Origin of the sequence: Rhodopirellula sp. P2 (genome assembly GCF_028768465.1) — a bacterium.
Lineage (GTDB): Bacteria > Planctomycetota > Planctomycetia > Pirellulales > Pirellulaceae > Rhodopirellula.
In genome coordinates this window covers 747,030-766,717 of sequence record NZ_CP118225.1, presented here as the reverse complement: position 1 = coordinate 766,717, position 19,688 = coordinate 747,030, and the positions used below count along the sequence as shown (strand labels likewise).

Annotated in this window: 15 protein-coding genes; 7 read left to right on the top strand and 8 right to left on the bottom strand. The window is 56.7% G+C overall.

What is annotated here, in order from left to right:
• Position 1: 1 nt before the first annotated feature.
• Positions 2–1,456 carry a hypothetical protein gene (locus PSR62_RS02710; protein ID WP_274406294.1) on the bottom strand — a complete coding sequence of 485 codons (1,455 nt, stop codon included), beginning with the start codon at positions 1,454–1,456 and terminating at the stop codon, positions 2–4.
• 174 nt (positions 1,457–1,630) lie between these two features.
• Here PSR62_RS02710 and PSR62_RS02705 point away from each other — a divergent pair, with 174 nt between their 5' ends.
• Together PSR62_RS02705 and PSR62_RS02700 are read left to right on the top strand one after the other, a co-directional pair.
• Positions 1,631–2,605, top strand: a complete 975-nt coding sequence (locus tag PSR62_RS02705) for a ferredoxin--NADP reductase (RefSeq protein ID WP_274406293.1) — start codon at positions 1,631–1,633, stop codon at positions 2,603–2,605.
• A gap of 71 nt (positions 2,606–2,676) precedes the next feature.
• Positions 2,677–3,966: a glucose-1-phosphate adenylyltransferase gene (locus PSR62_RS02700; RefSeq protein WP_338020128.1), complete on the top strand. Its 1,290-nt coding sequence runs from the start codon at positions 2,677–2,679 to the stop codon at positions 3,964–3,966.
• Positions 3,967–5,133: 1,167 nt separating this feature from the next.
• On the opposite strand, the gene PSR62_RS02695 is transcribed toward PSR62_RS02700, so the two are convergent.
• The 6 genes from PSR62_RS02695 to PSR62_RS02675 form a co-directional block, all read right to left on the bottom strand.
• Positions 5,134–5,670: a 3-hydroxyacyl-ACP dehydratase FabZ family protein gene (locus PSR62_RS02695; protein WP_047816581.1), complete on the bottom strand. Its 537-nt coding sequence runs from the start codon at positions 5,668–5,670 to the stop codon at positions 5,134–5,136.
• A gap of 2 nt (positions 5,671–5,672) precedes the next feature.
• Positions 5,673–5,771 carry a 50S ribosomal protein bL37 gene (locus PSR62_RS25635; RefSeq protein ID WP_390173962.1) on the bottom strand — a complete coding sequence of 33 codons (99 nt, stop codon included), beginning with the start codon at positions 5,769–5,771 and terminating at the stop codon, positions 5,673–5,675.
• An 86-nt stretch (positions 5,772–5,857) separates the two neighbouring features.
• Positions 5,858–6,079, bottom strand: a complete 222-nt coding sequence (gene infA, locus PSR62_RS02690; RefSeq protein ID WP_007328023.1) for a translation initiation factor IF-1 — start codon at positions 6,077–6,079, stop codon at positions 5,858–5,860.
• Between the two features lie 12 nt (positions 6,080–6,091).
• A complete protein-coding gene (gene rpsI / locus PSR62_RS02685; protein WP_274406291.1) occupies positions 6,092–6,505 on the bottom strand; it encodes a 30S ribosomal protein S9 in 414 nt (137 codons plus the stop codon).
• 42 nt (positions 6,506–6,547) lie between these two features.
• Positions 6,548–6,982 (bottom strand): 50S ribosomal protein L13, encoded by a 435-nt coding sequence (gene rplM / locus PSR62_RS02680; RefSeq protein WP_047816736.1) that lies wholly within the window; start codon positions 6,980–6,982, stop codon positions 6,548–6,550.
• A 148-nt stretch (positions 6,983–7,130) separates the two neighbouring features.
• The gene (locus PSR62_RS02675; protein WP_274406290.1) at positions 7,131–7,763 is read right to left on the bottom strand and encodes a hypothetical protein; all 633 of its coding nucleotides are present in this window, start codon (positions 7,761–7,763) and stop codon (positions 7,131–7,133) included.
• A 262-nt stretch (positions 7,764–8,025) separates the two neighbouring features.
• On the opposite strand from PSR62_RS02675, the gene PSR62_RS02670 reads away from it, so the two are divergent.
• From PSR62_RS02670 to PSR62_RS02650, 5 genes are all read left to right on the top strand, one after another.
• Positions 8,026–10,077 carry an efflux RND transporter periplasmic adaptor subunit gene (locus tag PSR62_RS02670; RefSeq protein WP_274406289.1) on the top strand — a complete coding sequence of 684 codons (2,052 nt, stop codon included), beginning with the start codon at positions 8,026–8,028 and terminating at the stop codon, positions 10,075–10,077.
• A 63-nt stretch (positions 10,078–10,140) separates the two neighbouring features.
• A complete protein-coding gene (locus tag PSR62_RS02665; protein ID WP_274406288.1) occupies positions 10,141–11,052 on the top strand; it encodes an efflux RND transporter periplasmic adaptor subunit in 912 nt (303 codons plus the stop codon).
• Positions 11,053–11,129: 77 nt separating this feature from the next.
• A complete protein-coding gene (locus tag PSR62_RS02660; RefSeq protein ID WP_315852661.1) occupies positions 11,130–13,367 on the top strand; it encodes a hemolysin D in 2,238 nt (745 codons plus the stop codon).
• Positions 13,368–13,547: 180 nt separating this feature from the next.
• Positions 13,548–13,946: a DUF3467 domain-containing protein gene (locus PSR62_RS02655; protein WP_338020127.1), complete on the top strand. Its 399-nt coding sequence runs from the start codon at positions 13,548–13,550 to the stop codon at positions 13,944–13,946.
• Between the two features lie 176 nt (positions 13,947–14,122).
• The gene (locus tag PSR62_RS02650) at positions 14,123–17,107 is read left to right on the top strand and encodes a RecQ family ATP-dependent DNA helicase (RefSeq protein ID WP_338020126.1); all 2,985 of its coding nucleotides are present in this window, start codon (positions 14,123–14,125) and stop codon (positions 17,105–17,107) included.
• 49 nt (positions 17,108–17,156) lie between these two features.
• Here PSR62_RS02650 and PSR62_RS02645 read toward each other — a convergent pair whose 3' ends face one another.
• Positions 17,157–19,688 carry a PAS domain-containing hybrid sensor histidine kinase/response regulator gene (locus PSR62_RS02645; RefSeq protein WP_274406285.1) on the bottom strand — a complete coding sequence of 844 codons (2,532 nt, stop codon included), beginning with the start codon at positions 19,686–19,688 and terminating at the stop codon, positions 17,157–17,159.

Genomic DNA, 19,688 nt, shown 5'->3' with positions numbered 1-19,688 from the left:
CTCATTGATTCATCGGTTCCATGCCGTAGCTCGGACCGCTCTGGTCCATGCTTCCGTCTTCCATCATGGGATCGCCGTAGCCGGGTTCCATGCCCATGTTCATGTCGTCGTACCCGGGTTCGCCGCTGCCGTAACCAGAGTTGCCGTAGCCTGACATCCCGTTCTGGTTTCGACCACCGCCCATGTTCGCCATGGCGCTGAACATGCTGATCATGGGCTGGACGGTTGCGATCATTTGTTCAGAAGCTTCGTGGAAGGCAGTGGCGTCAGCAGCGGATTCGAGCGGTTGCAAGAACGTCTCGAACATTTGAGTGGATTGCTGAATGGTGCTCGACGCCATCGGATTCATGCCGCCGGAGTTTTGAGCCAAGTCGGCCATGCTGGTTCCTCCATCGGTCATCGCTTCGAGCTTCTGCGTTTGTTCTTCAATCCACTTTGGAAAGTGATCCGCCAAGGTTTTGGGAATCCAGTAGCCTTCCACTCGAACCATTTCATGCGTTGGACCGCGGTTGGGGCGTCGTTGGCCGGGTTGTTGATTGCCGGGGCCAGCACGCTGGATTGTCGCGGTGTCCTCTTTGAAACTTGCGACTTCCCACTGAGGGTCCGAAGAGGCAAAGGCCTGAGTCAGTTGACGGAAGTAAGGAGCCACCGATTCGCTTCGATCTCGGACCCAATTCGTGAATCCCTTTTGCCGAATGTTGTCAGGCATCATCGCATCGCCCGCCAGTCCTGAACGAAGCGCGTTGGCAGTCGGCAGGATCAATTCGACAAACGCTTCGTTGAACGCGCTGGGAGAACTGGGGTCACCCGAGGCCAATCGAGGATGCGATTGAATCCAATTTTGGCGAGTCACAATCAGGTCGACCAAACGGTAGAGACGTTGGTTGCCTTCGTTCCATTCGTTGGCATCGATCTTTTGCATTGCCAAATCAACCAGTTGATCAAGCTCGCTACGGAACGAGGGGGGCAGCGCGTCAACGACAACCGCCAAATGTCCTTCGCGAATTTGGGATTGGATCTGTTCGATCGTTTCATCGATCGGCAGATTGGGGGCCAGCGGTTGGTACGCGGGCGGTGCTGGTGGCGTGGGCAGTGGATCCGGAGCGGCGGCGGATTCTGCATCGGCGACTTGGCGAAGTTCTTCGCTCAGCGATTGGCGTTGTTCCTTCAAACGAGCCGCGATCTCTTCCGCCTGAATCCGGCTTTCTGCGATCAGCGATTTCATCGGCACGCTGACTCGTTGTCCGCTGGACATCAGCAGGATGACGTTGTCGTTCCACAGCCCCACCATCTGGGCTTGGATGGTCCGATTGCCTGTGAGGCTGGTCCAGTTTTCCGCAGGCAAACTCGACGGCATTCCCAGCGTGATGCCAAAGGCCACCGAGAGGCCGATTGTGATGGATCGGATCGAGAGTCGATGCGGAAGTTGCCGAAAGAAGACTTGGCGATCAAACATGATCGAAGGTCCGAATGATAAGGTGAGGCGGTGAAGTCGCGAAGTCGAGACGGACGAACTCAGTCGTTGTGGTTGCGAAGTGGACACCGCCACGCCGCCCGACCGCATCCACTATAGTAACTCAGGCGGGCGGGGTCGCCGACGTGAAAAAGGCATCTGGGAGTTGAAAACGCAATGGATGAACAGGGCTACCCGGACGAAGAAGAGAAGCAGCGGCTTCGCGAGCAGCACTACAATGCGACGATCGTCAAACGGATGGACCTGACCGAGGATCTGGCTCGGTATCGGATCCAGTGCGACGAGCCGGTGATGCCATTTGAGCCCGGGCAATATGTCGCCATCGGGCTGGGGAACTGGGAACCTCGACTGCGAGGCACCCAACCCGAAGACGTCCCGATCAAAAAATCGCGAAAATTGGTGCGTCGAGCGTATTCGATTTCATGTCCGATGCTGCATGATGCCGACTCGCCAAAGGCGGGGGAATTGGCGCCGGTCGATCAGATCGACTACCTGGAGTTCTACATCACGTTGGTCCGCCAGGGAGCGACCTCCGCGAGCAAGCCGCCGGCACTCACGCCGCGATTGTTTGGCAAGGGGGAAGGCGACCGAATTTGTGTCGAACGGAAAATCACGGGACGATATCTGTTGGGGGACATTCCCCAGAACGAGAACGTCTTGATGCTCGGAACCGGCACGGGCGAGGCACCTCACAATGCGATGGCGACCACGTTGTTGTCACGCGGGCATCTCGGAAAAATCGTCATCGCAACCAGCGTCCGCTACTGCTCCGACATCGCCTACCAAAGCGAACACGACGAGCTGATGCGTCGCTTCCCGAATTATTGCTACCTGCCGCTGACGACTCGCGAACCCAAGAATTTAGAGCCCGACCGACCGGACTACGTCGGAAAACAGTATCTGCAAACAATGTTCACCTCCGGCAAGTTGGCGGACCTGGTCGGTGACCCGCTCGCTCCCACCAACACGCACGTGTTCTTGTGTGGCAACCCTGACATGATCGGCTATGTGCCGCCCGGCGGTGATGTTCCCGCTCAACCCGGGATGCTGCCCTTGCTGAGAGCCGCCGGTTTTCACGATGCCACAGAAACACCCGGTCCCGGCACCATTCGATTCGAAAAGTATTGGTAAGCTAGCGCGTGCCAAAGCAAACGTTCCCGTTTACCGACCATTCACACTAACTAGCACGTCATCCCACGAGAGTGATCATGGAATTGAACAATACAATCGCGTTGATTCTTGGCGGTGGCCGCGGAACACGATTGTTCCCGCTCACAAAGATCCGCGCCAAACCCGCGGTGCCGTTGGCCGCAAAGTACCGGTTGATCGACATTCCGATCAGCAACTGCATCAACAGCGGGCTGAATCGCGCGTATGTGTTGACTCAGTTCTTGTCAGAGAGTCTTCACCGTCACCTTCGGCAGACGTACACCTTCGATCACTTCAGCGGTGGCTTCGTCGAGTTGCTCGCCGCTCAACAGACGGTCAACTCCGGCACCGATTGGTACCAAGGCACCGCCGACGCAGTTCGCAAGAACCTGGTGCACTTGCGTGAGAGTTGGATCAAACACGTGCTGATCCTCTCGGGCGATCAACTGTACCGAATGGATTTTCGTGACATGATGCGGACTCACATCGAGTCGGGCGCGGCCGCGACGATCGCTGGTATTCCGGTGACCCGGAAAGACGCGTCGTCACTGGGAATCATGCAGGTCGATGACACCGGTCGCGTGACGGGGTTTGTTGAAAAACCCCAAACAGAGGAAGAAATCGCCAAGGTCCGCATGGAACCAAGCTGGATTGATGCCCGCGGGATTGAAAGCCAAGGCCGGGATTTGCTGGCCAGCATGGGGTTGTACATCTTCGACAAAGACCTGATGGTCGACATGCTCGAAAACAGCCTGCACAGCGACTTCGGGAAAGAGGTCTTCCCGGAAGCGATCAATACCCACAAGGTTCAACTGCACCTGTTTGACGGGTACTGGGAAGACATCGGAACGATTCGTTCGTTCTATGAGGCGAACCTCTCGCTGGCCGGCAAGAACCCACCGTTTGACATTCGAAATCGTCATGCACCGATCTACAGTCGGCCACGATTCTTGCCGCCAACCATCATGGGCGATGCGAAGATCACTGGCAGTTTGATCGCAGACGGTTGTCGCATTGGCGACAATGTGACGATCGAAAACAGCGTGATCGGCCTGCGAACCGTGATTGGTGACAACGTGACGATCAAAGACAGCGTTGTGATGGGAGCGGACTTCATCGAGATGCAAGATGCCGATCTCGGTGGCAAGTTGCCCGTCGGTGTTGGTGCTGGCAGCGTGATTCAGGGTGCCATTCTCGACAAGAACTGTCGCGTGGGCGAGAACGTTCGGATCCTGAACGAAGCCAAGATCGATCACCAGGGTGAAGATGATGACCTGCAAATTCGCGAGGGGATCAGCATCGTGATCAAAGACGGCCAGATTCCAAACGGATTCACCTGCTAGTCATTGCAGTGGTGTGGTGGCTCGGCGGTTCGCCGTCGAGCCTGTGGTCCCAGCCGATGACACTGAAACGCATGCTCGTCTCATCGCTCGCGCTTCGGGTAGTGCCAGTGATTTCTCGCCGCAGGATCGACGCCGGCCTCTTCAGGGGCGAACTTGCCTGCTAAATGCTTGCCAGTGATGCCTTGAGAACCCCGCCCGACGAAGGGTCGTGCAGTTTTGAAGTGCTGTCTTGCCGGGCGTTGATCTTCACCCTCCCCCTGGGAGGGTCGAGCGAAGCGAGGGGAGGGCTCAGCATTGGATCCACCGCGTAACCCTCCCCGGCCCCAAGCGGGCCGACCCTCCCCAGGTGCAATCCAGGAATCAACTTGGCATCGGCAATCAGAGCGTCAATGGTGACGGCTTGTCGACTCAGTGCTCAACAGCGTTTCAACGTATGTAGCATCGGCACTCTTGCCCGTCCGAGTCGGCCAAGACCACCCATCACAACCCGAAGCGTGACGGCTTGTTGATTCAGTACGTTTCGAAGATCTCGCGATCAGCCGATCGGCGCTAGCCTGGACTGTTCAATCTCTGGTGTTGACACGAATGATGCGTTGTTGGTTTCTGTTCTTTCCTACGCCCCAACGGGGCAGTTCTAAGATAGCCCCAGGCATCGCCTGGGGTTTCGTGACGGAGATTCCGGCACCAGCCCTAACGGGGCGGCCCTAAGAAAGACTCCTCAAAACCCGCTAGGACCGCCCCGTTGGGGCTTTGTCATCTTGGTCCCGCCACAACCCAGGGCGTTGCCCTGGGCTGGCATAGGGCTGCCCCGTTGGGGCGAAGTCGGGGAACAAAACCTGCGCAGTCCAAAGCGGTGTCAATACCAACCTTTTGACAGTCCAGCGCTAGCCCACGGTTACCGGGGACGAACCGGACGCGATCGCGTTCCGGCTGATTCAATCAACAGCCTGGTGAGCGAGGGACGCCCCCAACTCCCACGACGGCCCCATCCGGGGCGACCGTTTGTTTTCCGGCATCGGTCTCTCGGGGCTTCCGCCCCGAGCTAAGCATGACGGCCCCATCCGGGGCGAAACCCAGGCGCCAGCCACCATTTATCTTTCGAACGTCCCAAGGGAGGGTGAAATAGATCTGCACGAACTCACCTCGGGGAGGAAGCTCCGAGGCGACTTAAGAGCCGGCAGATTCTTTGGAGACACCGAGTTGCCGGGTGACAGCTTCGATGGGGATGGGAATCCCACGCAAGCAGCCTTCCAGAACCAGGTCCGTGCCAACGACGCCTTGGAAACGGGCGACGATCATTCGGCCGCGGCGAGCTTTTTCGAGCTTCACCATCACGATCAGGTTGTCACCGGGGGTCACGACCCCGCGAAAACGAACTTCATCCACTCCGCCAAAGCCAACCATGGCTGCACCGAGCAGGTCGTGTTTTTGGGTGTAGTAGCTGGACAGTTGAGCAACTGCTTCCAGCATCACAACACCGGGCATCAGCGGCATGCCGGGCATATGACCACGAACCCAGAACTCATTTTCTGTGATCGCTTTGTATGCCGCGCAGGCGTGCTGATCGAGATCCTCGTAGAGGATTGCGGTCAGTTGTTCCATCTCGTGCCGCTGCGGGTTGAACTCGCGAATCGCTTCAATGTCGGCGATTGGTTTGTCAACGTCCAGCAGGGCCGGATCAAGGATGTATTCGCTGCGTGCCACGATCAAGTCTTGATTTTTTTCCGCTTTGCCTTGCGTGCCTTCGCATTCGCAGGGCGTTTGCCGTGGTTGGCTTTCTTAGTTTTCCGGTGGGGCTTGGCCACTGTATCGGTCGCTATTTTTAGAGGAGAGACGTTTGGAAATGGCAAGCAAATCGGCGATTGAAACCGTCAGCCAACGGGACCAGAGATCAGCGTTCGCGGTACACGATGCGACCCTTGGTCAAATCGTATGGCGAAAGCTCCACGCGAACCTTGTCGCCTGGAACGATCCGGATGAAGTGCTTCCGCATTCGACCAGCAACGTGGGCCATGACCTCGTTGCCGGTTTCCAATTGCACACGAAAGCGAGTGTTGGCGAGGGCTTGTGTAACGGTGCCCTCGACTTCAAAAGCTTCTTCTTTCTTACCCAAAATTGAACCTTCTTAGCGTTTGCTAAACTGAACGCCACGGCGAGCACCACGAAGGCCTGGTTTCTTACGTTCCTTCATGCGTGAATCACGCGTCAGGAAACTGCCTTCACGCATCGGGTCGTGCAATGCCTCGTCGTGGCTGCACAGAGCACGGGCCAGGCCCATGCGGACAGCGCCGGCTTGGCCGGTCATGCCGCCTCCCGAAACTCGAATCAGCAAGTCGACCGATTCGGTCAAACCCGCGGCTTCGAGGGGTTCAGTGATCGCGTAGCGATGTTGGTCGTTGACGAAGTAATCTTCGATCGACTTACCATTGATAGTGATATTTCCGCTGCCTGGACGAACACGTACTCGGGCAACACTGCTTTTTCGACGTCCTGTTCCCAGTGCGTCGCCGTTGATCTTGTCTTTTTTTACTGCAATCATGGATCAGACCCGCGTGATGCGGTCGGTGAGGGCATGTGGGAACTAGGCGCTGGCTTTTTTGCCGGTGCGAGCCAATTCAACGGGTTGCTGAGCGGTGTGGGGGTGCTCAGGGCCAGCGTAGATTTTCAATTTGCTCAGCATTTGGCGAGCAAGTTTGTTCTTTGGCAGCATCCGGCGAACGGCGTGGTACAGCAAATCTTCAGGCTTGCGGTCGCGACGATCTTGGTAGCTTTCCAGACGCAAGCCTGGGTAGCCAGTGTACCAAGTGTAGTGGCGGTCACGCATCTTGTTGCCCGTCATGCCGATCTTTTCGGCGTTGGTGACGATCACGAAATCACCGCAATCGACGTGTGGGGTGTACTCAGGACGATGTTTTCCCATCAGCACGACAGCGATATCGCTGGCGAGTCGACCGAGAACTTCGTCGCTGGCATCCACAACATGCCATTGCTTTTCGATTTGGCCGGGTTTGGCCATGTAGGTTCGTTGAACAGCCACTGCTCACAACTTCTGACAAAAGGACACCGAAAATTTGAATCGCAGAACCTACTCGACGGAACCCGAATTCGGCAAGGGCTATTTGGGAAACGTTTGTAGGGTTTTTGGGCGAAATGGGATAGCCGTGCTAGCCAACCTTGGTCTCAGGCGTCCCCGCCGTGGCGGGTTGAGCTCGAGTCTTGGCGGCGGCCGTCGCTTTTCGCTCGGGTTTCGCCGTCAGTTGAATTGGCGGGACGGAAGACGATCCACCATGGAAAGTGCGTTTGCCATCAATGGTGTGGTCGAGCACAAACGCTCCGCCTGGCATCCCCTTTCGCGGCGAGACACGCAAGATTGACGCATGTCCGCATTGAGGGCATCGAATCCGAAGGCTATGTGTGTCCAGCATCTTTTGGATGGAACTGGCAAGTTCTCGGTTTTCGTTGAGCGACGAAAGTGATTGGCCGACCAATCCCTGCAGTTTGGACTGGAGCGTGTGCCGAACGGTGCGTTGGATTCGGTTCAGTTCCCACTGCAGTGATTTCAGCATCTGCCCAGGTTCGTCTGGTTCATAGCGCCGCGGTGATTCAGATGCCGGTTGGATGGGGGGGCTGGGAGGCGATTCGGGGCTCGAGGGCGTTTGGCGAGCGGTTGGTGCAGTGCGGTCAGGGGGGGCATCCAAAGCGGGCGTCCAAACGGTGAGGTCGTTGGCTGGAATCAGGGCCGCGGTCAGAAGACGCCCAAAAGGGTTGGGCGAGTTTTCCGCTGCGGCTCTGGACAAGAGGTTATACAAAATGTATAAGTTGTCCAGCGGGAATCGCTGCAATCGATTTCCCCTGTGTTTTCGGAGTTGTCCGACGAGTCGCGTTGGGGGGAAGGATCGGGGCAACCGGTGTTTTCCGTCTGAGCGGCGCAGTTAGCCAGCGAAGAATGCAAACTCCGCTTTTGAAGCGACTTCCAGTGGCGATCCAAGCGGATTTTTAAGTAGTGTCGGCTCACTGGACGTTTCCGCCCCCTTCTCGCCCGAGCAGTCAGACAGGCCCATGTCGGTCAACCAACAAACGGTCGAAGAAACCAAAGCGCAGATCCGCGGTTTGGTCAACGAAATCGCAGCTCTTACCAAGAGTGGTGCCACCGCTTCGGAGTTTTATCCGGAGTTGCTTTCCAAGGTCATCACTGCGCTGGCTGCGGCCGGTGGTGCGGTGTGGTTGCTCGACGAAGATCAGCAACTGCGGTTGCAGTACCAGATCAACGCTGAGCCGTCGATTTTGACCGAGGGCACGGAAGACGCCGATCGCCACAATCGCTTGATCCGTCGCGCCGCCGCGTCCGGGCAATCGCTGTTGGTACCACCCTACAGTGGCACCACGGACGGTGATGCCGAAGGCAACCCGACTCGCTACTTGTTGGTGCTCGGTGCTCTGCAGCATGACGGCCAGAAAGATGGCTTGATCGAAATCTTCCAGCGTCCTGACACGGCTCCCGACACACAACGCGGCTACTTGCGGTTCTTGCAGCAGATGTGCGAGTTGGCTGCGGAATGGCTTCGCAGTCAAAAGCTGCGGACGCTCGGTGATCGTCAAACGCTTTGGCAGCAAGCCGACTCGTTCGCGCGTGCCGCTCACGAATCATTGGACTTGAAAGAAACGGCAGCAATCGTCGCCAACGAAGGCCGCCGGTTGATCGGTTGCGACCGAGTCAGCGTGGCCATCAAAAAGGGCGGCAAGTGCAAGGTCGAAGCCATCAGCGGCCAAGACACGATCGAGAACCGCTCCAACATCGTTGCAGCATTGAATCTGCTGGCAACGCGAGTTGTCGCGGCTGGGGAACCTTTGTGGCACGACGGGTCCACCGAAGATTTGCCACCGCAAATCGAAGAAGCCCTCGAAGACTACGTCGACCTTTCTTACGGCCGGAACTTGGCTGTCCTTCCACTTCGAGAACCGCAGCGCAAGCTCGGTCACGAAGCCGAGATGGGCGCTGCCGGCGAAGTGGATCGCGATGACGCGCACCGTGGCGAAGTCATCGGGGCATTGATTGTCGAGCAGATCGAAACGGACCTTCCTCCGGAAGTCTTCCGCCAACGTTGTGACTTGGTTTATGAGCACGGCACCCGCGCAATCGCCAACTCGCAGGCTCACTCGAACCTGTTCTTGATGCCGGTGTGGCGAACACTCGGCCGAGCCACTTGGGTTCTCCGAGCCCGAACGTTGCCCAAAACACTTGGTGTGATCGGTGCGATCGCGGCCCTGATTTGCGGGTTGATCTTTATCCCGATGGAGTTTGACCTCGAGGCCGACGGCACACTCAAAGCCGAAGCTCGCCGCGAAGTCTTCGCGGGCATCGACGGCGAAGTCCGTGAAGTGTTGGTTGATCACAACTCGATCGTCGCTGCGGGCGATCCATTGGTGAAGATGATCAATCCCGACATCGGCATCGAACTGGAAGACCTGCGTGGTCAGATTCGAACCACGATGGCGGAACTGCAGCGCATTCGGACTCAGTCTCGCAATCGATCGCAGTTGAAGGCCACGGAGCGGCGTGCGATCGAATTGGAAGAGGTGGAGGTGCAAACCAAGCTGGAAGCCCAGCGTGCCAAATTGAAATTGAAGGAACAGCGTGCGGACGATTTGATCATTCGTTCGCCGATCGATGGCATTGTGGTTTCTTGGGAAGTCGAAAAGATGCTGCTCAACCGCCCCATTCAAACGGGGCAGGTGCTGATGGAAATCGCGGACCTTTCCAAGCCCATGTATCTCGAAATTGAGATGCCTGAAAAACGCGAAGGTCACTTGGATCAATACATCCAAGACAACAACATCCAGTCATTGGACGTCGACTACATCCTGGCGTCCAACCCGGACGAACCGTTGCCCGCCAAGTTGCCCATTGGAAACATTTCGCTGCGAGCGGAATCCAATGAAGAACATGGCTCGGTCATCAAAATGCGAGTGCTGCCAGACCTCACTGAACTGAGCAAGGTGTCTCCGAGTCCCGGGACCAAGCTGACCGCCGACGTCAAATGCGGCAAGCGAGCCAGTGGGTTTGTGTTGCTGCACGAAGTCTTTGAGTGGGCTTACAAGTTCGCTTTCTGATTTCCCGCCTTCTCTTCTCCTTCGAATCTTCTCTCCTTGTCCCTCCACCACGAGTTCCCATTGATGAAATCCTGGCGATTGATCGTTGCTGTACTGGCCAGCGTTTGCGTTGCCGCAATCAGCGCTGAGCCTGCCACGGCGCAAACCAGTCTGAGGGGCGAGACCCCATTGATCGCGGAGTATTGCCAAGTTCGATACATCCGCAAGGTCGACATTCCCGCTGAAGTCGAAGGCAAGTTGGTTGAGTTGCCCATCGAAGAAGGCATGAACGTTGCCAAGGACGATCTGCTGGCCTTGGTCGATGACACCTCGGCGCGTTTGGCGCTCGAGTTCAAGAAAGCGGAAGAGAAAGAAGCTCAACTCAACGCCGCGAACGAAGTCAATTTAAAGGACGCTCGCAACAACGAAGAGTTGGCCCGAGCCGAAGCCGAGTCGTTTCGTGAGCTCTACGAGAAGGGGGCCACGCCTTACTACGAAATGAAGAAGAAGGTCCTCGAAGCCATCCGTGCGTTGCTTCGCATCGACCTGGCTGAAATGCAAAAGAAGATTGCCGAGGCACAGTACATCGCAAAACGCAGCGAACGCGAAATCGCGGAGTTTGAACTGGACCGCCGACGGATCACGGCGTTGTTTGATGGCTACATCGAAATGCGAATCGCACAGCTCGGTGAATGGGTTCAGCCCGGTTCGCCGATTGCGACGCTGGTTCAGCTCGACCGAGTTCGAGTCGGTGGCGACATCGACGCCCTGGCATCCAACGGAGTCGTGCGGGCCGGAGTTCCCGTGTTGGTTCGCGTGTTCAACACGGCGGACCCCGACCAGAACTTTGAAGTGAAAGCTCCCCTTGGATTTGTCAGCAGTGAAGTCGACGGTCAAAAACGCTATCGCATTTGGGTCGATGTCGACAACCAAAAGGACAGCAACGGCAACTGGATGATCAAGCCCGGAATGGAAGCTGAAATCATCTTTCAGTGATCTTCCAAACGATCGTTGGATCGCTCTTTCCCCTGATGCTCGCCTCTTCCTGACCTTTTCATTCGACACCTGGCCCCATGACCACTCTGGCTGAATCACTGGTAAGCAGTTCGTCACGTGCACTGACGGTGCGCCGGCGTCCTGACTTGACCGCCAGCCGCCACCACTACCAAGGACAAGGGTATTGGGTGGTCAAAGAGCCTGTGGGATTGCAGTACTTTCGTTTTCATGACGAAGAGTATTTCATCCTGAACATGCTGGATGGTCACGTCAGTCTGCAGCATATCAAAGACGGTTTCGAACAGCGGTTTGCGCCGCAAAAGATCACCTTTGGCGACTTGCAGCAGTTCATCGGCATGCTGCACCGCAGCGGTTTGGTGATCAGCAATTCACCCGGTCAAGGAAAGTCGCTTCGCGAACGCGGGCGAAAGAAAAAGAACAAGGAATTGATGGGGAAGATGTCCAACGTCTTCGCCGTTCGTTTTCGTGGGATTGACCCCGAGAAAATCCTCAATCGGATGTTGCCCATCTTCGGATGGATCTTCACCGTTCCAGCGTTGATCTTCTTTGCTGGGTTGTTGTTGGCAGCGTCTTTGTTGCTGGCGACGCAGTATCAAACCGTTTATGCCAAGCTGCCGACGTTCCATCAGTTCTTCGCTGCGGATCGTTGGATCATCTTGGCCGCAACGATGGCGATCGTGAAAGTCATTCACGAATTTGGCCACGGGCTGAGTTGCAAGAAATTTGGCGGTGAGTGTCACGAAATCGGCTTCATGCTGCTGGTCTTCACGCCCTGCCTGTACTGCAACGTGTCCGACTCATGGATGTTGCCGAACAAGTGGAAGCGGATCTGGATCGGTGCCGGCGGGATCTACGTCGAGATGATCTTGGCGTCGATTGCGGCGTTCGTGTGGTTCTTCAGTGAACAGGGAACCACGATCAATGACTTGTGTTTGAACATGATGTTTTTGAACGTCGTCAGCACGATCTTGGTCAACGGCAACCCGCTGCTGCGGTTTGACGGTTACTACATCATGATGGACTACTTGGAGATCCCCAACCTTCGTCAGAAGAGCACGGAAGTGCTGAAGCGCTGGTTCCAAAAGACGTGTTTGGGTTTGGAGTTGCAGGACGATCCATTCTTGCCCACTCGCAACCAATTCATGTTTGGGTTGTTCACGATCGCCAGCGTGATTTATCGCTGGGTGGTTGTGTTTTCGATCGTATGGTTCGTGATGCAGGTTCTCGAACCCTATGGCCTGCAGGCACTCGGACGGATTCTTGCTGTGATCGGGTTCTCCGGTTTGGTCGCTCAACCCGTCATTCAAACGTGGAAATTCATCCGCACACCTGGGAGATTGTCAAAAGTGAAACGCGGACCGTTGTTAACATCGCTCGCCGTGTTGGGCGTGGTCGTCGCCGCGGTGTGCTACATCCCCTTGCCGCACCACATTGACGCGGCGTTTGAAATTCGCCCCAGTCGTGCTGGGATGGTTTATGCCGGCGTCGTGGGGCGTGTGGAGCAGACCGTTCCGGTGGGGACTTTGGTCAGCACCGGCGACACGATCGCACTGTTGAAAAACCCCGAGCTCGAAATTCGCTTCGCTGATTTGCAGGGCGAACGCAAGCTCGCCCAAGTGCAACTGGCGAACTTGAAATCGCGACGGCTCGACGACACCTCGGCCAAAATCCAGATCGAAACGCAAGTCGAGATGCTGGAATCGATCGAAGGCTTGTTGGCCAAGACACAGGAGGAGTTGGACCGACTGAACGTGCGAGCCAAGCGAGATGGTTTTGTGCTTCCGCCGCCAGAAAAGAAGGAACAAGATCCCGGTGATGGGCGTCTACCAAGTTGGAGTGGGACACCCCTTCAAGAACGCAATCGAGGTGCCTTGCTGACAGCCGACGATTTGATCTGCGAGATCGGATCGCCCGAAGCATTCGAAGCGGTGTTGATCATCGACCAAGGTGATCGGCAACTGGTTCGCGAATCGCAGGAGGTGGATCTGAAGCTCGATTCACGGCGACTGGAAACGTTCCACGGATCGATCGAGGAGATCTCGAAGAAGCCTCTCGAAGCGGCCTCCGCATCCATGTCCAGTCAAACGGGCGGCAGTTTGCAGACCGAAATCGATCCTCAAACCGGACAGATCAAACCTCGCAGTGTTTCGTATCAAGCTCGGGTGCCGATTGATGGGATTGATTGGCCATTGCGGCCTGGTTTTCGCGGTGCGGCCAAGGTTCACGTGGACCCGATGTCGCTTGGATCACGTTTATGGCGAGTGATCATTAAAACTTTCAACTTTGACTTCTGAGTGAGCTAGGCTTCCACCATCCTTTCCATTTGACGTGGTTTAACGTTTGGTTTTTGCAAGCGATTCAAAAATTTGGATTCTTGATCCTTCACCGTCGCTTTCGCGTTGCGACGTAGGGGGGGATCACTACATTGGCCTCAAACACGCGAATCTCAACTTACCTGTTTCCCTTTTGATTTTTTGGAGATTTTAATGGCAGACGAAACCAAGACGGCTGAAGCCCCCGCCGCAGAAAAAGCCGCTCCCGCTGAGAAGGCACAAACTCAAGCTCAGGCTCCTGTTCAAGTTCAGGTCAACGATGACAACGCCATCGCAACCTACGCGAACTTCTGCCGCGTGACTGGTTCGCCTGAAGAATTGATCATCGATTTCGGCCTGAACCCACAGCCAATCGGTGTGCCCAAGGACCCCATTCAAGTCAAGCAACGCATCATCGTGAACTTCTTCACCGCGAAACGTTTGCTCGCCGCTTTGCAAATGTCGGTCGCTCGTCACGAATCGGTTTTTGGTGTTCTGGAAACGGACATCAACAAACGCGTTCGTCCAGGCTTGCAGCAGCAAGCTCCCGCGAAGTCGTAATCGACCCGCGAGAATTGAGATTCAAAAAGCCATCTCGCTTGTTTATCAGCGGGGTGGTTTTTTTGTGCGCGGATCCAACGGAGGTTGGACCGCAATCTGATCGCCGCGGTCAAAACGGATCGCTTCATTGACCCAGAGGCGGTTCGAGGTGGCAAAAGGGGGCTGAATCGCGGAAGATGGCACTGCGTCGCCGGGACGCAGTGCATTCAAGTCCGCCATTCACCCACCCAACGAAAGATCGGATGTCGTCTCTCGCATCCAAATCCAATCCGTCCATCGACCCCGAATCGCTGTTGCCGCGATTTGGGTTGAGCCAGTTTCGAGCCGGCCAACGGGACGTGGTCGATGCTCTGGCCGCGGGCGCGGATTGTCTGTGTGTGATGCCAACTGGCGGCGGGAAAAGCCTGTGTTATCAGCTGCCATCGTTGGCCCGAGAGGGGACCACGATCGTTGTGTCGCCGCTGATCGCTTTGATGAAGGACCAAGTCGACACGCTGCAGCGGCGAGGCATCCAGGCGAGATTGCTCAACAGCACGCAATCACCCGGGCAACAAGAGTCGGTCATGGACGAAATGGCCGCCGGGAAGTTGGACCTGATCTACGTGGCTCCTGAGCGTTTGCGGAACGGTCGGTTTCTGGATGTGGTCCCCAAGGCCAACGTGAGTTTGTTGGCGGTCGATGAAGCCCACTGTGTGAGTGAGTGGGGCCATGACTTTCGTCCCGATTATTCACGGCTGGGACGATTCCGGGATCGCTACTTGGGCGGCGTGCAGACGATCGGATTGACCGCAACGGCAACGCCGACGGTTCGCGATGACATCTGCGAGTTGTTGAACCTGAAGCAACCTCGTGTGTTCGTGACCGGTTTCGCGAGAACGAACCTGCGATTCACGGTCACGCCTTGCAACAACGATGTCGCCAAACAAAACGCACTGCGTGATTACCTTTCGAAGCACTCGGGAGCGGGCATCATCTATGGCGCGACTCGCAAGCGTTGTGAAGAGATCGCTGAGTGGTTGCCTGAGAAAACCGGACGCAAAGTTGGCGTCTATCACGCCGGCATGCATCCTGAAGAACGACGCCGCGTGCAAGAGGCGTTCATGAAAGGCGACTTGTCCGCGATTGTGGCGACCAACGCGTTTGGGATGGGCATTGATAAATCGGACATCCGGTTTGTGGTGCACTACAACATGCCGGGTTCGTTGGAGGCTTACTATCAAGAAGCGGGGCGTGCCGGGCGTGACGGGGCGATGAGCCAGTGCCTGCTGCTGTTTGCTTACGCCGATCGTCAGATCCAAGAGTTCTTCATCGAGAACCGCTACCCCTCGCGAGAAACGGTGAAGAAGGTTTACGAGTACCTGCTTTCTCGAGAAGAAGACCCGATTGAGCTGACCCTGGATCAGGTGCGGGAGGCAATTGCTGTTCGTGACGGCAGCGAAGCGATTGGCACTTCCGAAACGTTGTTGTCCAAAGCGGGGGCTCTTCGGCGGTTGGATGCCAGTTCCAATCAAGCGGTGCTGCGGATCGATAGCGATGTGCCAACGCTGCTGGATTTCTTGCCTCGCGAAGCCAAGCTGAAGCGTCAGGTCATGACCGCGATCGAGAAGATCGTGGGACCTCGGCGCGGCGAAGATGTGTTTGTCCGGTTGAGTTACCTGGCAACCCGAGCGGGTGTGGAGCGGGTTCAGTTGACACGCACGTTGCGCGAACTGACCAAGCTGAAGACGTTCGACTACATCCCGCCCTTTCGCGGTCGTGCCGTTCATATCATGCGACGGGATGTTCCCTTCAATCAGCTGAAGATTGACTTCGAAGAGCTGGCCCGACGCAAGCAAGCTGAATATGAAAAACTGGATTCCGTGATCCAGTTCGCGCGTTCAACGTCCTGTCGCCAGCATGTCATTCTGAAATACTTTGGGGATCCCAACGCAGAGAATTGTGGGAAGTGCGACCACTGTGACCCGGCGGGCGAATGCATGCCCAAGGTGGATCCTTCCGCCTTGGCGGCCGCAAATTTGTCGACCGCGAAGGCACTGGGGGAAAGCGGCTCGATCGGTGCGTTGAGCGAGCAGTCCGGGATCGACATGGTCGCCCTGACGACCGCGATTCGGGTGATCCTGAGCGGAGTCACGCGAACGCACGGGCGATTGGGAAAGAACCTGATTGCGCAGATGTTGGCTGGATCAAAGAACAAAAAGGTCACGCAATTGCGACTGAGCCGGCTGAGCACCTACGGCATGCTGACGGGGCTGAAGCAAGGCGAATTGACCGACGCGATGGACTCGTTGTTGACGGTCGGATTGCTGGATCAGAAAGAACTCAATGAGCGCCGCCCAACCGTTCACATGACCGACCTGGGGCGGCAAGTGATGAATGGTCAGGTTCCGTTGCCGTCGTCGTTGCAGTTGAAGTACCCGCTCGCGAAGAAGTTGGCCAAGGTGGCTAGCAAAATTGAATCTGGTGACGTTGCCGAGGAAGAACCCGGCGATATCGAGCCATCCGTTGCAACTCAGCCTGCTTCTTCGGTGACGCAGACACCGCCCTCGGCAGAGACTCCCAAGCCCGACATCAGCGTTGTGGCCGCGGAACCATTGAGCTCGAATGACGCACAGGATTTGCTTGATCAAGACCTCTCGGATCGGATCAAGCGGTTTCGACGCAAGCGGTCAGCGGCACTGAATGTGGCGCCACACCGGATTCTTTCCGAATCGACGATCAAACGATTGATCCAGTCCAAACCTGCCAACGCGACTCAGTTGGAAGGCGTGCAGGGGATTTCCAGCGAGTTCATCGAGGCATACGGCAGCGATTTGCTCGAGTTGATTGCGAACACGTTGGCGGAACACGAGATCGACTGCCCGCCGGGAACCGTTGCTTCGCCACCGAGCGAGCCGGTCGAGGCTTCTGCGAGCGAACCAAAGCCAAGTCCGGATTCGGAGCGGCTGGATGAAACCGTGGCTGATCCATCCGCGTGGCGGCATGAATACTGGACCTGGCGATTGTGCCGCGATGGATACACGTTGCAGCAAGTCGCGGAAATTCGAGGCGAGGACACCAGTGCGTTGGTCGAGCACTTGATCGCCGCCGCTCGAGCCGGGCAAAAAATTGATCCTGCTTGGGCGGACACGCCAGCGAACGCCAAACGCCTGCGGAATCTGTAGGTGGTGGCGGTCTTGCTCGCTGACTCCGCTCGACGGATCTGACCGAGCCTTACTTGGGTTGGTCAGCGTTCTCCGATTGGCTGAGCAGTTCATCGATGGCGCTGAGCACGCGTTCCGATTCGCGTTGCAAATTGGATAGCAGTTCCGGGGCATCTTGCACCCGATTTTCTCGGCCGGCTTCCTCAATTCGTTCGGCCGCTTCTTGCAATTGTTTCGCGCCGAGCAAACCGCAGGCTCCCTTCAGCGTATGAGCGTTCCGGCGAGTTTCATCGTTGAGTCCGGCTGGGATCTCTTGAGAAAGCTTGTCCACCAACTGAGCGCACTCGGTTCGAAAGACAAACGCCAATCTCAACACGCCGGCTGTTCCGCCGGGGATGCGGGAGCGTGCCGAATCGAGGTCCAAGCACCCGAGGTTTTCGGGCGACAGCGTGATCGCATTGGAGGTGGATCCTGCGGAGGGAAACGCAGCGTGAGCGGCATTGATCGTGGTCGAATTTTGTTCGCTGGCCAGAAGGAGTTTGGGCGAGAACGATTGCTCGAGCGTTTCTTCCTGTGACAAATCTGTCGTGGGAGGCAGTTCTTTTTGGAAGGCCGCCAAGGCGTCCCGCAGTTTTCGGCTGTTGATCGGTTTGGTGAGGTAGCTGTCCATGCCTGCTTCGCGGCAGGCAGCGGCGTCTTCGCTCATTGCCGCCGCGGTGAGTGCAATGATTGGCGTGTGTCGGTCGGTGCCCCATTCCTCTTGGCGGATTGCACGTGTGGCTTCCAGTCCGTCCATGACGGGCATGTGCATGTCCATCAAGACAATGTCGTACGATTCGGATCGCCACTTCGACAACGTTTCTCGCCCGTCACTGGCGATCGAACACTTGTGGCCGAGCGAGCGCAGCAACCCGGCGATCACGTGTTGGTTGGTGACTCCGTCTTCCGCGACAAGGACATGCAGCGGCGCGAGTTGTTGGCGGGCAGGTCCGCCCAAATCTTCTTCTTCGTCGTCCACTTCACTCAGCATCGAGGCCGGGCAAACGGACATCTGAAGATCGAATGAAAACGTTGTGCCAACGCCGACTTCACTTTGCAACCGCAGTTGGCCGCCCATCAGTTCCACGAGCTGCCGACTGATGCTCAATCCCAAGCCGGTTCCGCCGAAGCGACGGGTCGTGGACGCGTCAGCTTGAGTGAATGGATTCAGAACCGCGTCCTGCTGAGCGGGCGGGATTCCAATGCCGGAGTCGCAAACACTCCAGCGCAGTTCGACCGTGTCTTTGTGACCGGGCGACTCGTTGCCATTGGCAGATGTTTTCAGGTCAGCATCCGCAGCAGGGGCTTGGCGGAGGACTTCGATTTGCACGCGAACGCCGCCGTGATCGGTGAACTTGATCGCGTTGCCGATCAGATTGGTGAGCACCTGACGGACTCGTCCGGGGTCCCCGATCAATCGATCAGGGAGTTCAGGCGAGAGTTCGCACTGCAGTTCCAATCCTTTTTGAGAGGCGCTCAATGAAAACGATCGGAGGGTCGATTCAACGGTCTTGCTGAGCGAAAACGGAACCGATTCCAGTTCGAGTCGGCGGGCTTCGATTTTTGAGAAATCGAGGATGTCATTGATCAGCCGGAGCAATCCGTCCGAGGATTCTTGAATGATCTGAACATAGTCCTGTTGATCGGGATCGAGGTCGGTTTGTGAGAGCAAGTCCGTCATGCCGATCAACGCATTCATGGGCGTGCGGATCTCATGGCTCATGTTGGCCAGGAATTCGCTCTTGGATCGGTTGGCCGCGTCGGCCATTCGGACGGCTTCGTGCAGGGCCGCTTCGGAGCGTTTGAGGTCGGTGATGTCGCGAGAAATTCCAAAGGTGCCGATGATTTCTCCCGTGTCATTTCGAAGCGGCATCTTGGTGGTCATGCACCAAGTGTCCTCACGATCGGGCCACGTTTCGCGTTCGATTCGATCGACCAAGGCGTCACCTGTTTCGATCACACGCAGTTCATCCAGGCGGGCACCTTCGGCATGTTCTGGTGTGAAAATGTCGGCGTCGGTTCGACCGTGAACCTCATCGACCCTGGCTCGCCCGAATTTCATCGCCATCGCGTGGCTGACGCGGATGAAGCGACTGTCGATGTCTTTGAAGTAGATGGAATCGGGAATGTTGGCCAGCAGCGTTGTCAGCAGCGATTGTTCGAACTGAGTCGCCTTTTCTTTTTCGACCTTCGCAGTCACGTCCCAAAACAGAACTTGGACGCCCAGCAGATTGCCGTTGTGGTCGTGCACGGCGGTTTTGACGCGTTCGATCCAGCCGATCGAGTCGTCGGCCAATTTCGTGGACTCGACGCTGTGCAGCGACTCACCCGTTTGCATCACCTTGTGATCATCTTCGCGGTATTGGCGCGCGATTTCGGGCGGGAACAAATCTTCGTCGTGTTTGCCCGCCAGTTCTTGCCAGGTGACGCCCCGCCATTTCAGGTAGGAGTCATTGGCAAAGACGCGTCGCCCATCAGCCGCCTTGATCAACAAGTTCAGCGGCAATGCGTTTGCGAGGGCGCGGTAGGTCGAGGACGTTTGAAACTCGGAGACACTACTCAT